Genomic DNA, 13,223 nt, shown 5'->3' on the forward strand with positions numbered 1-13,223 from the left:
ATGTGAATAATCACGGCTTTCTACCGTCTTTGTAATCAATAATCCAGCCGCCATTATAAAAACCATTGTCGTTACGGGTAGGGGTGACAAAAATCACCTTGGTTGGATTTTCTGTGTCATATTCAAAAATATTGGATTCCCACTGGAATGGCTTTGTACCTGCTTCGGCGTAGGTAAAATTATTCTGCTGGTCAATTGGCGTGTAGAGGGAGATTTTGTAACGGCCCTTTTTTAGTTTGAGGTGCATTGCCATACCGCCACTGAGGAAGTAAGTTCTTTTGTAGTTTCTGATGATGTCGGGTGTGCTCATCCATTCGTAAGTGGCGGTGCATGCAATGTAGGTTACGTCGTTTCCCTCTTCATCCTGAAGTCTCAGAAAACAGCGGATGTCGTTTAGAACTCCAACATTGTCTGGACGGTAAATTATGAGAGAGGTTTTGTCATGGCCAGCCGGCATGTCTTTTGTGGCGTCGACAAAGTCGTAGTATGAGCCGGGCACGGGCTGTGGGAAAATCGAAGAGAAAATAAAAAATAAAACAAATACTGTCATCCCGAATTTATTTCGGGATCTGTTTGATAGATGCTGAAACAAGTTCAGCATGACGTGGTGTTTTGCTTTTCTCATACCGTCATTATCTGCTGAATTTTTGCGTGATTGTTGCCGCCTTCAGCTTTTATTTCTCCTGCCTGGAAAGGACAGAGCGGGAGTCCGTTCTTCCCATAAATTGTAACTGGCCCGTAATTAAACCAGCCGTAACGCGCAGCAACAGGTCGAGTTACTTTTTCGCTGCAAGTAATAATTGTATTTTGTTTACCATCAGTTCCGCCAAAGGCAAACTTTGCCGGATACCATACTCCATCACTTCCCGCAATTTCAAAGCCTGTAAATTCTTCTGTAACAGTCACACCCTGATTTGCTTCCATCTTTTTGTATTCTTCAAGGCGAACTGTATCTTCCCGAACTTCAAAACCAAACGGAGCATTTGCAAAAGTCAGAACAAGACATCCCTGGCCGGCGGCTCCATCATACATTGCATGACAGCTTTCTAACTGTGGTGCTCCAGCATCAAGTGATGGAATCAGATTATAAACATTTGCCAGAGCATTCTTTTCCATTCGTTCTGCAAGAACTTTTTTTGCGCGAGGGTGAATATCACTGAACTGGCCCAAATCAAAACAACCTGTCATCCAGGTATTTTTTATGCTTGCATGAACTTTAGCCTGCTGTTCGCGGATAATACACCAGTGCTTAAAATCTGGATCGGCCTGATAGCGGTGAACCGGCAGCTGTACAAAAACAAACGGTAAATCAGCATCCTTAAAATCACAACGCCAGTTTTCAATCATAGAGGTAAAAAGTTTTGCATATGAACGAGGTTTGTGGTCATCACTTTCACCCTGATACCAGATAACCCCTTTCAGTGTATAAGGCATAATACGTGCAAGCATGCAATCATAAAGCCCGGTAGGGCGGTAAGGATTTTTGCATGATGCAGGACCCGGCCATGGATTTTTGCCAAGAATTTTTTCTGCTGCTTCCCAGGTAATTTCATGGTCTTTTTCCCAGAGCTTTGAAAAGCCTTCCTGCCATTTTGCATTTTCTATTTCATAGTCATCATATTCTTTGCACTGCTGTTCTATGGATTTTCCACTTACTGCATTTTCATAGTCGGTGAGGTAAGTATTCAGGTCTCTGTCAGCTTCAAGATATTCTCGGCGCATCCATGCACTTGCCGAGGTTCCTCCCCAGTTACAGCCAATCACTCCGACAACACAACCTAAATCTTCAGCAAGTTTTTTTGCAAAAAAGTATCCGACTGCAGACCATGCACCTTTTGCAGGACTATCCCAGGTCTGCCATGCTGTATTGTGTTCAGCTTCGTAAAACTTCTCATCCATCCATGCAATCTTATTAGTATAATAGAAGCGAACATTCTTTCCTGCTGAAGCGCTTTCAAGTTCTGCTGGTCCTTCTGTACAGTTCTGAAGTTCAAACTCCATATTACTTTGACCGCCTGCCAGCCAGACTTCACCTATCGCAATATCTTTAAATTTGATTTTATTTTCGCCGGCTGTAATTATAAGGCTACAGCCAGTTTGTGCACACTGAGGTTCAAGTTGAAGCAGCCAGTGTCCGTTTTCTGCAACTGTACTGTTTATACAAAGTGCTTCATTTTTTTCATCAAAAAGAGCTGCTTTAATCAGAGTTCCGTTTTCAGCTTCTCCAAAAATTGATGTATATTTATTTCTCTGCAAAACCATGTGGTCTGAGAAAACTGCAGCAACTGAGAATATTGTTTTTAAATCGGTCATATTTTCCTCTTATTTCTTCTATTATAATATAAACAAATTGTATTCTAATGCAAATAGAGGAGCTTTCCTATATAACCTTTTATTAAAGAATTGTTATATAAATAAATAAGAATTTGCTTATTTTCCTAAGCAGTAATAAAATAATAATGAGTTAATAGATTTTGGGGAGTTTTATATGAACGCAAAGTTAAAGAAAGCTACTGTAATTGTTGCTATTGTGTGTTTTTTAGGATCAGTTGGTCTTTTTACTTTAATAAGGAATGTTGCCCGTAACCATGCTCGAACACAGGCGTTTGCAGATATGGAAATGGAAGCTCGTGTAAAAAGAGCAAAGTTTGAAACTTCGATGAATGAGCAGCTCACGCTTGTTCTTCAGTTGTTAAGAATGCCTGCCGTAAGAGAATATCTGAAAAATCCAAATGATGAAGCAATCAGGGAAGTTGCCTTTAAAGATCTGGAAGTATTTAAGGAATCATTTAAATCAAAATCAATTTTCTGGGTTTCAGATGTAGATAAGGTATTCTGGAGTGATATGAAGGAAAGTTATGTTGTAAATCCTAGTGATCCAAATGATTACTGGTATAACATGACTATGTATGAAACAGATGTTTATAACTTCAACATCAATTATAACCCACAGTTGAAACAGACTAACCTTTGGGTAAATGCTGTTGTAAAAGAAAATGGAAAATCAATCGGTATGCTTGGAACTGGTATTCCTCTTACAAGCATGATTAACGAAATGTATGATGGCCTGGATTCTTCTATCACAATGTATCTTTTTAATGATGGAGAAGAAATTACAGGTGCGCTAGATGATTCTATCCTTGAAAAGAAGATTCCGATTCTTGATAGAATGCCTGAACTTTCAGGTTTTGATTACATGCCTAAAGATATTTCTTTTGAAACAAGTGGTGTAAGAGATTTTGTTCTTGCTGCGATTCCTCTTGTAAGCTGGCATCTTGCAATGGAAAGAGTTTATACAATGCATGATTTTGTAAAAAACGGCCGTACAGCTCTGATTGCCGGAATTGTTACAGTTATCATCATTATTATTCTTGCTACTCAGATTCTTGCGATGGTTAATCATCTTAATATTCTTAATGATGCGGTCTATGATTTGAGTTCAGGAAATGCGGATCTTACAAAACGTGTTAACTTGCGTGGTAAATCAATGTTCAGGGTTTTTGGGGCCCTTGTTGAAAATGAAAACCGCTTTATTGAAAAACTGCAGGGAATTATCAATAACCTAAAGAGTTCTGAACAGAACCTGAGTAATGTTGGTGTAAATATGACTTCAAGTACTCAGAATACCGCAAGTGCTATCACACAGATTATTTCGCATATTGATTCTGTTCACGAGCATATCAATCAGCAGACAGAGAATATTCAGGAAACTGCAGGAGCAGTAAATGAGATTGCTGCAAATATTGATTCCCTTGAAAAGATGATTCGCCAGCAGGCTGATGGAGTATCAGAAGCTTCTTCTGCTGTTGAACAGATGATTGGAAATATTCAGTCTGTAAATACTTCTGTAGATAAGATGGCTGATTCTTTTGCTCAGCTTGAAAAACAGGCTCAGGCAGGACAGGCAAAGCAGGCTGCTGTAAATGAAAAGATTTTCCAGATTGAAGATAAATCTAAGATGCTTCAGGAAGCAAACCAGGCAATTGCAAATATTGCAGAACAGACAAACCTTCTTGCTATGAATGCGGCAATTGAGGCGGCTCATGCAGGTGAGGCCGGTAAGGGATTTGCTGTCGTTGCAGATGAAATCCGTAAGCTTTCTGAAACTTCAACAGAGCAGTCAAAGACAATTGGTGATCAGTTGAACAGTATTCAGGCTTCTATTATTGAAGTTGTTGAAGGTTCGCAGGAATCAAGCCGTGCCTTCTCTGGTGTATCAAATGAAATTGATAATACAAATCAGCTTGTTAATGAAATTAAAACCGCAATGGCTGAACAGAATGAAGGTTCAAAGCAGGTTATTGAAACTCTCCGCGTTATGAACATGAGTACTTCTGAAGTAAGTAATTCTGCTCAGGAAATGATTGAAGGTAATAAACTTATTTTCAGAAATATTGCAGCCCTGCAGGAATCATCTTCTGTAATGAAAAACAGTATGGATGAAATGTCTGCAGGTGCAAATAAGATAAATGAAAGTGGTTCGGAACTTTCTCAGATTGCAGATGAAATGAAAGATTCTATTGCTGACATTGGAGGTCAGATAGATCAGTTCACTGTTTAGAGTTCTTTTACGAGCTTACTTGAATCCCCATCTTGCGAAAAGCCCATTTTATGAAGGTATTTTTCGTGGGTGGGGATTTTTGTTTCTGCATATATTTTCTTAATTCCCAGACGTGTCAGATGTGTGTAAAGAAACTTTCCTGCTGAACAGTCTCGATAAGCCGGAGTTGTATAATCCAGCTTTGCAGTAAGAACGCCGTTACCTTCATCCTTTGCTATAAAGATTCCCGCAGGAACTTCTCCACAGGTAATGATAAAGATTTTATCTTCTGCCTGAGGTGCAGAAAAATTAGGAAAGAAGATTTTTATATCTGTTCCATTTGCAAAAAGAAAATGTGCCAGAAATCCATCGCCCGCAGTTGTTGAAATTGCAGAATATTCTTTTTTTGTATTATTCAGCTTATACAGATTTATCATGTTTATGATTATCAGACAAATCTGCATTGCTGCAGTAGGGTAAGAATGAATTGCAATTGCATATCCGCAGAAAATTACACTGCCAATTGTGTTGATAATTCTAAGCTTAACAACTGAAGTCATCAGCATAGAAACAATTACAAGCAGGGAGCCTGTATAGCCAATAAGTTCTAAAATAAATCTCATATCCATAACTTAAGATTTTATAGTATATTCACTAAAAACACAATTTTTACTATAATATCCTTTATGGCAACACAGCATAAAGAAATTGACGCGCAGACTCTTGAGAATCTGCTTTATTTAAGTCGTTTGTCTCCTGAAAGTACTAATATGGAGACTTTGAAAAAACAGGTAGACGACATTGTAGGTTATTTTGATATTCTCTCTAAATATGATGATAGCGAAAATCCATATGACGCATATCCAAGAACAGAAGCAGACAAGCTTCGTGGAGATACAGTTGTAGAAGGCCTTGAAATCAGCGACGTTAAGAAAGTTTCCGAAAACTTCATGGACGGCTATTTCCAGGTACCAAAGGTTCTCGGGGAGGGCGCTTAATTATGTACTATACAATTAAAGAAACACGCGCTGCTCTCAAGAGCGGCGAGACAACTAGCGAAAAGCTTGTTCGCAGTGCAGTAGAAACTTTTGAAAAAGATAAGTCTGCACCAATTCCATTGAACGCATTTATCGAACTCTACGAAGACGCTGTAGAAAAGGCACAGTCTGCCGATAAAGAAATTGAAGCTGCCCGCGCTGCCGGAAACATCGATAAGCTTTTTGAAGAAAAGCCATTGCTTGGAATTCCATTTGCAAATAAAGATAATATCAACTCAAAGGGCCATCGTCTTACTTGTGCTTCTAAGATTCTCGAAGGCTATGTAGCTCCATATAACGCAACTGTAATTGACCGCCTTGAAAAAGCCGGTGCAATTGCACTTGGCCGCTGTAATCAGGATGAGTTTGCTATGGGGTCTTCTACAGAATATTCAAGCTACGGTCCTACACGTAACCCTATCAACCGCGAGTTCGTATCTGGTGGTTCTTCGGGTGGTTCGGCTGCCGCTGTTGCTGCTAACCAGGCTCTCTTTGGTCTTGGTACAGAAACTGGTGGTTCTGTTCGTTTGCCAGCTTCATACTGTGGTATTTATGGTCTTAAGCCAACTTACGGTGTACTCAGCCGCTGGGGTGTTGTAGCATACGGTTCTTCTCTGGATCAGGTTGGTATTCTCGGTCATACACCAGCTGATATTGCTGAACCTCTCAGTCTTATGTGCGGTGTAGATATGTATGATGATACATCAGCTGATTTGCCGGAAGGAAAATCTTTGAACAGCCTTGAGGCTCTTTCTGATGCAGAGTTCAAGTCTCTTAAGATTGCAATTCCAAAGCAGTTCCTTAAGACAGAAGGTGCTGATCCTGATGTTGTAAAAAGCTTTGAAGAAACCCGCAAGTGGTTTACAGATAAGGGAGCAGCTGTAGAAGAAGTTGACCTTCCTATTCTTGATGCTTCAATTGCTGCTTATTATGTAATTGCTCTTTCAGAAGCTGCTTCTAACCTCAGCCGTTTTGATGGTATCCGCTATGGCCGCCGTGTTGATGATGGTCAGGGCTATGATGAGCTTTATGTAAAGACTCGTTCAGAAGGTTTTGGCCCAGAAGTTAAGCGCCGTATTGTAATTGGTAACTACGTTCTTTCAGAGCAGTTCTCTGGAGATACATATAAAAAGGGTATGACAGTTCGTGCACGTATTCAGCGTGAAGTTGCTGCTGTATTCGAAAAGTACGACATCATCTTGTGCCCAACTTGTCCAACTGCTGCATTCAAACTTGGTGCAAAGGTAGACAGCCCGCTTGAGATGTACCTTTCAGACCTTTACACAACTTTCGTAAACCTTGCACGTATTCCTTCAATCAACGTTCCTGCCGGACGTACAAGCACAGACGGAATGCCAATTGGTATGCAGTTTGCCGGAGCTATGTTCAGCGAGAAAAAGATTCTGAGACTTGCTCAGAATTGGGAAAACGACCACGCAGGCTGTGGAATCGCTGTAAAAGAATAACGTCATTGCGAGCGTAGCGAAGCAATCCATTAAATAGATTGTTTCGTCGTTTCACTCCTCGCAATGACTGTGAATCATTTGACTTTCAGCTCAAAAACACCATCCCACTTCTTCGGAGGTGGGTTTGTTTTAAAGTGGGCAATTCGGTCGATGAATACTACAGACGGCATATCCTGGTATTTTTCGTTACACAACTGGAACTTTTCTTCCGCATTATCCCATGCCTGTTTGCGGTATGCAGCGAGTCCTTTCTCAAACAAATCTTTTATTTCAAAAAGCTTGTCGGTTGCAGCTGCTTTAGTCTGAAGAATCTCATAAATACGTACAGGTTCATTTTTGCCCTTTACTTTGATAAAGTCCAGTTCACGGCAGACAAAGGTATCTTTCAACTTGTCAAAAACAGCTTCCGTAATAATTGCTTTAGAGCCGTAAGCTTTATTTGCTCCTTCAAGACGGGCTGCAAGATTTACAGTATCACCAATCGAAGTAAAGTCCATACGGCTTCGTGCACCGACAGAACCAAAAATTACACGGCCGGTGTTGATACCAATTCCCATTGAAATATAATCAGAACCATCAGCAAGAGCCTGCTGCTGTTGAGCTCTCATTGCTGCACGGATTTCCATAGCAGCCTTGCAGGCATTGTATTCCTTTTTAGGGCCGGAGAAGAAAGCCATCATCTCATCACCAACAAACTTATCTACATCTCCGCCATTATTCAAAATGATTTCAGTTTCAATATCCAGATAGTGATTCAAAATTTCTACAACATCCTGAGGTTTTTTACCTTCGCATAAAGTTGTAAAGCCACGGATATCTGTAAACAGGAAGCAAAGTTCACGGGAAGAACTTGCTTTTTTAGTATCCTTGTCGGCAGCCTGCAGCGTAGAGAACGAAATGTAAGGAATAATTCCGCGGATAATTCCAACCATGTTTTTGATTTCCTTGGAAAGATCCTTTGTCTCATCATGAGTCTTAATGGAATCAATAAAGGTAAGCTGTTCTGCTGTTATTTTAGAATTACCGTCCAGAATTTCTTCAAGCGTATTTGCAGTTTTACGGACATTTGTTTTAAGAAAGAGCAATGGATTTGTGATGAAATCTGCAATAAAAAGTGCAAGAATAATCGAAATGTATAGGAACATCACAACCATGGTGAAAACATAAATCTGTACGTGGAAATAAGAACGCATGAGGATTTCAGATTTGTAAGTAACAATTGAAAATCCTACAAGCTTAAAACCGTTTTTTCTTGTAAATGAAACCGGATAAATATATTTACAGTAGTCGCCGTCAAGCACAGGCTGTTTTTTATAGTTTCCGCTCTGAAAGTTTATAAAGTATTCTCGAGCCTTTTCCGGAGAGATACGTTTTTCTTCTTCTGGAATATCCTTTACATGGCCGGTCGCTGTAGTATAAGAAAATACATCATATTCAGGCCATTCAATATCTTCCAGTTTAAATTCTGTTCCATCTTCTGCCGGAACAAAAGTAATGTGTTCGCCTGTTTTCTGGAAAATAATATTTCCCGGTGTACTTGCTGTGATGATATCAATTCGTTCAAAAGGACAATCGGCATAGCTGTTTGATTCTTTCTGCTGAGTAAAATATGGAGCGATTTTTTCGTATTTTCCATCTGCAGAATCATAAACTGTAGAAGTCTGTTCTGCCTGAGAACGTCCAACATCACTTACAGCTTCTGTAAACATTTTTTTATAACTGTGCAGAATCAGAAGGGTAAAGATTACCATGACAACTGCAATTGCAGTGATAATTGTTACAGTGAACTTTGTTTTAATTGAGATTTTTGTTTTCTGTTTTGATTCTGCCTGAAACTTCTTATACTCTGCAAATTCAGGATTCATTTCACGAAGGAAAAAAATCCCAAAAATAGACATCAGGGCATGAGAAATAAAACTTAATCCTAATGCAACATAGGCTGAAACTGGTAATGTAAGAAACCATCGCCAGCAGTTTGCAAAAATTATAATGCATGTTATAGAACAGAAAAGATAGAAGGTAAGGCTGATATAAGTGAGAATATAAAGAATTGTATTAACCTTTCCTTTTATGAAAATTGAAATCAAAAGAAAAAGAGCAGTGAAGGGGAGAAAGTAAATCATAAAGTAAACAATATGAAGAATACTTTCCTGAATAGTTGAAGAATGGATAAATGGCAGCATGTATGGATAAATCAGGTTTGCAGTATTTTCTGCTTCACCAAGATTCATGCCCTGCATTCCCATTGGCAATAGAAAAAGAATAGTAAGAAAGATTGCCGGAATAATTCTGCATACAAAGAAAAATATTTTTTTAGTATTGATTTTGATTTTATTTTTTGACGAATTATGCTTTTTCGTCTTTGGAGATTTGTTTTTCATTTTTTACTTTCCTGGAGGTGTTTTTACGTATAATGATATTATATGGTAGAAACAGGGATTTTTCCATAGTTATTTTTAAGTGACAGGATGAAATAGTAAACACAATTGGCTATAACAATGCAAAGGAAATAACTGTACTTGTTCAGCCCTGTTTATTTATTTTTAAGTGACATATAAAAATTTGTAGGATATAATTAACTATTATAATATAGGGGTTGAGTTCCAATGAAAAAACTACTGTCTTTGGCATTACTGGCAGCAATAAATATCTGCTCACTTACCGCACTTGATTTTGTATTCAAACTTGAACCTGTCGTTATTTTTCCAAAAGAAGAGTATATGTCTTTTGCTCCAGGAGCTGTTGTTTCTGGTGGAATAGATTTGTTTAATCTTTTGACAATTGGTGGAGAAGGCGGTTACCTTTATGAAAAGCCTTCTGGAGATAACCAGGCAATAAATGTTGCTTTTGGTGGTGCAAATCTCGGACTTTACTACTATCCTATTTCACGTCTTTACATCGGTGCTGGTGGTGCATTTGGTGCAACTACTTATATTTCTCAGCTGAAGAAAGATGGTGATTCTAATTCGAAAACTTCTTTCTCTGATATTTACTGGCGTGCCTTTGGTGAACTTGGTTTTCGTGTGAATTCTAAATTTACCGTAAGTGCCTTTGGTGGTTATGCAAGTTTTTGTGCAGATGCCGGAGAAGAAAGTTTTCTTTCTGGACCGTATGGCGGACTCTCGCTTAGATTCAGCGGAAGTGTAGGTAATAATACACGCAGTTCTGCTTTGTCTGTTCGGGTTGTTCAGGATAGTGTCGTTTATCCTGTTTATTCTGCTGTTTATGGAACAGAGCCTTTTGGTACTATATATCTACGCAATGATGATGGTGCAGAACTCAGAAATGTAAATGTTTATTTTCGTATAAACAGATATACAGCTGGAACTAAACTTTGTGGTTCTGCTTCCAGAATCAACCGCCATTCAACTATGACTTTCCCGCTTTGTGCAGATTTTTCTGATGAAATCCTGAAATACACAGAAAACGGAAAAATCAGTGGTGAAGTTGTAATAGAATATGAGTTCCTCGGAAAAAGAATGACTGCCGTTGAGTCAGTTGTTATTTCGGTAAATAACAGAAATGCCTTTAACTGGAGTGATTATGCAGGACTTGCTGCCTTTATTTCTCCAGATTCCCAGGAAATTGCAACCTTTGCAAAAGATGTTGCAGGAATTACCCGTAACAATCTTTACACTGGTATGAATGCAACTCTTCAGTATGCAGTAGGAATGGTAGAAGGGCTTCGTCTTATCGGAATGAATTATTCTGCAGATACAACATCTCCATATAACGAATATCATCTTTCGGATAAACTTGATTCAATTCAGTATCCTCTGCAGACAATGCAGTATCTTTCTGGTGATTATGATGAGCTTGGAATTCTTCTTTGTTCCTGCCTGCAGACTGTAAATGTTCCGACTGGCTTTATGCCTTTAGATGATGATTTCCTTGTTCTCGTTCGACTTGGAATTTCTCCGGCTCAGGTTTTAAGTAATTTCGCCACAACAGATGGACTTTTGATAGATGAAGAATCTGAATCCGTTTATCTTGCTCTTTCAATGGCTGCTTTGAGCAAAGGTTTTACTGCAAGTTTCAAGGCTGGTTCAGAAGCTGTTGCAAAATGTCTTACAAGCGAAGATGTTTACTATGAGTTTATTGATACAACTGATGCCTGGACACTTTATAAGCCGGTTGCTTACAGCAATAACTCAAATGTTACACTTCCAAAACAGGATGCACTGGTAAAGAATATAAAGGCTGCAATTCAGAGTTATATTGATTCTGATATTGAAGCAGTAATCAAACGTGAACGTGCAGCTGGTAATACAAACAAACTTGGCATTGCACTTGTTCGTGCCGGCCGATATTCAGAGGCAAAACGTGAATTCCAGAAGCTTTCAACAGTTTCTGCAATGAACAATACTGCAAACATCCTCATGATAGAAAAGAATTATGCCGCTGCTGCAGCTCAATATAGACGAGTTCTTGAAAAAGACCCTTCAAATAAAGTTGCCCAGAAAGGTCTTGAAAATGCAAATTCAAAAGTTGAGTAAGTAATAGGAAAGGAAGAGAAGAGTTGAAACAGTTAAGAATAAAAAAGACAGCAATTATACTTTCCTTTATTACCTTACTTACAGCTGGGGCTTCGGCATTAGACCTGTCTTTGCATTTATATCCGGTCTATGAAGCTCCTCTGAATAATTTTATGAATAAGGCAGGTGGCTTTGGAGGAAATGTCGGAATTGATATTGCTCCGGTCAGTTTGAGAGGCCGCGATAAAATCTTTATATCTGGTGAGTTTACTTATTCAGTATATCCTATAGAAGGTTTAGGAATTCAGTCGCTTTTTGATGGGGCTCTTGGTCTTGGATATAACTTCCGTATAAATGATAGATTTGCCGTTTTTCCGGAATTTTATGCCGGACTTTGGAGTTTTAATACATCTGATTCTGCAAACATACAATCTGCCAGCGGACTGGTTTTCGGCGGTAGAGTAGGCGGTGAGTTTTATCTTGGACCTGCTTTTTCACTTTCTGCCTTTGGTGGCTTTAAGACTTACTATACCAGACCAAGTCCTTTTATGAATAATTTCGAGCTTGGTATTGGAATGAGATATAGTCTTTCACGTGGACTTTTCAGTTCTAATAAGATTTCAATGGAAGAAAATGAGGTTGAGCCGCTGTTCCCTGTATTCTTCTCGCATTATTCTGATAATCCTTTTGGTCATTTTACTTTTGTTAATAATGAAGAAAATGATATTTATGATGTAGAAGTTTCAATTCTCGTTGATTCCTTTATGACTACTCCATATACAATTTATCAGGCTCCACAGGTAGGGCGCGGAGACTCTTTTGAAGTTTCTGCCTGTGCGCTTTTTAATGAAAATATTCTCGAACTTATACAGCCAAAGTCTTCTGATCTGGAAGTTACTGTAACTTATTATTCAATCGGAAAAAAACAGACATCTACCTATAACATTCCAGTTACTGCTTTAAGCCGTAATTCAATGACCTGGGAAGATGATCGCCGTGCAGCAGCCTTTGTTTCTGGACGAGACGCTACTGCGCAGAGATTTGCACGTCTTGTAAAAACTGCTGTAAGAAATAATCTCCGTAAGGATATTCCGGAGAATGTTCAGTACGCTGCTGCAATTTTTGGTGCTCTTAAGGCCTTTGGTATTAACTATGTAGTAGATCCTTCGAGTGCGTTTACAGATAATGTTGGTACTGCGGCTGTAGATTTCCTTCAGTTCCCGTATCAGACACTTTTATACCATGGTGGTGACTGTGATGACCTTACAATTTTGAACTGTTCGTTACTCGAAGCTCTTGGTATTGAAACTGCATTTATAACAGTTCCGGGCCATATCTATATGGCATTTGATTCGGGACTTTCTGCAGATAAAATTGGTTCTGTTCGAAAAGGATATTATATAGCCGCGGAAGGAAAACTCTGGGTTCCTGTAGAAATTACACTTTCACAGGATACTTTCAGTCTTGCCTGGTCATATGGGGCCCGTGAATGGAGAAAAGCCGGTGAAAATGCTGCTCTCATTCCGTTAAAGAATGCCTGGTCGCTTTATCTGCCAATCAGTGTTCCTGATTCTGATGTTAATATTGATATGCCGTCCCAGGATATTCTGATAAAACACTTTACTGAAGCCAGATATTATTAGTTCCTCTATTTCATAAAATCCTCTTTTAATGTAATATTAAAACCGCATCTTTTGGAGGTTTT

General features: G+C 39.0%; 9 protein-coding genes. 5 read left to right on the forward strand and 4 right to left on the reverse strand.

Translation table 11 applies throughout. The features are described from left to right. Positions 1 to 10: 10 nt before the first annotated feature. Complete coding sequence (locus tag AABJ44_RS04035) at positions 11 to 625, reverse strand: hypothetical protein (RefSeq protein WP_338370622.1); 615 nt, start codon at positions 623 to 625, stop codon at positions 11 to 13. Then, positions 622 to 2,313 carry a sialate O-acetylesterase gene (locus AABJ44_RS04040; RefSeq protein ID WP_338370623.1) on the reverse strand — a complete coding sequence of 564 codons (1,692 nt, stop codon included), beginning with the start codon at positions 2,311 to 2,313 and terminating at the stop codon, positions 622 to 624. The genes AABJ44_RS04035 and AABJ44_RS04040 overlap by 4 nt, the downstream gene beginning before the upstream one ends. Before the next feature lie 175 nt (positions 2,314 to 2,488). On the opposite strand from AABJ44_RS04040, the gene AABJ44_RS04045 reads away from it, so the two are divergent. Next, the gene (locus AABJ44_RS04045; protein ID WP_338370625.1) at positions 2,489 to 4,561 is read left to right on the forward strand and encodes a methyl-accepting chemotaxis protein; all 2,073 of its coding nucleotides are present in this window, start codon (positions 2,489 to 2,491) and stop codon (positions 4,559 to 4,561) included. Here AABJ44_RS04045 and AABJ44_RS04050 read toward each other — a convergent pair. After that, entirely contained in the window at positions 4,558 to 5,169 is a 612-nt protein-coding gene (locus AABJ44_RS04050; protein WP_338370626.1) for a YgjV family protein, read from the reverse strand. The genes AABJ44_RS04045 and AABJ44_RS04050 overlap by 4 nt on opposite strands. 57 nt (positions 5,170 to 5,226) lie before the next feature. Between AABJ44_RS04050 and gatC the strand changes: the two genes are divergently transcribed. Together gatC and gatA are read left to right on the forward strand one after the other, a co-directional pair. Next, the gene (gene gatC, locus AABJ44_RS04055; protein ID WP_074643146.1) at positions 5,227 to 5,538 is read left to right on the forward strand and encodes an Asp-tRNA(Asn)/Glu-tRNA(Gln) amidotransferase subunit GatC; all 312 of its coding nucleotides are present in this window, start codon (positions 5,227 to 5,229) and stop codon (positions 5,536 to 5,538) included. A gap of 2 nt (positions 5,539 to 5,540) precedes the next feature. After that, positions 5,541 to 7,043 carry an Asp-tRNA(Asn)/Glu-tRNA(Gln) amidotransferase subunit GatA gene (gene gatA, locus AABJ44_RS04060; protein WP_338370627.1) on the forward strand — a complete coding sequence of 501 codons (1,503 nt, stop codon included), beginning with the start codon at positions 5,541 to 5,543 and terminating at the stop codon, positions 7,041 to 7,043. Positions 7,044 to 7,117: 74 nt separating this feature from the next. Here the strand turns inward: gatA and AABJ44_RS04065 are convergent, their stop codons facing one another. Then, positions 7,118 to 9,424 carry an adenylate/guanylate cyclase domain-containing protein gene (locus AABJ44_RS04065; RefSeq protein ID WP_338370628.1) on the reverse strand — a complete coding sequence of 769 codons (2,307 nt, stop codon included), beginning with the start codon at positions 9,422 to 9,424 and terminating at the stop codon, positions 7,118 to 7,120. 225 nt (positions 9,425 to 9,649) lie between these two features. On the opposite strand from AABJ44_RS04065, the gene AABJ44_RS04070 reads away from it, so the two are divergent. Further along, a complete protein-coding gene (locus AABJ44_RS04070; protein WP_338370629.1) occupies positions 9,650 to 11,539 on the forward strand; it encodes a tetratricopeptide repeat protein in 1,890 nt (629 codons plus the stop codon). 23 nt (positions 11,540 to 11,562) lie between these two features. Then, positions 11,563 to 13,161: a hypothetical protein gene (locus tag AABJ44_RS04075; protein ID WP_338370630.1), complete on the forward strand. Its 1,599-nt coding sequence runs from the start codon at positions 11,563 to 11,565 to the stop codon at positions 13,159 to 13,161. Positions 13,162 to 13,223 lie beyond the last annotated feature (62 nt).

The sequence above is a fragment of the Treponema bryantii genome (assembly GCF_036492245.1).
Classification (GTDB): domain Bacteria; phylum Spirochaetota; class Spirochaetia; order Treponematales; family Treponemataceae; genus Treponema_D; species Treponema_D bryantii_C.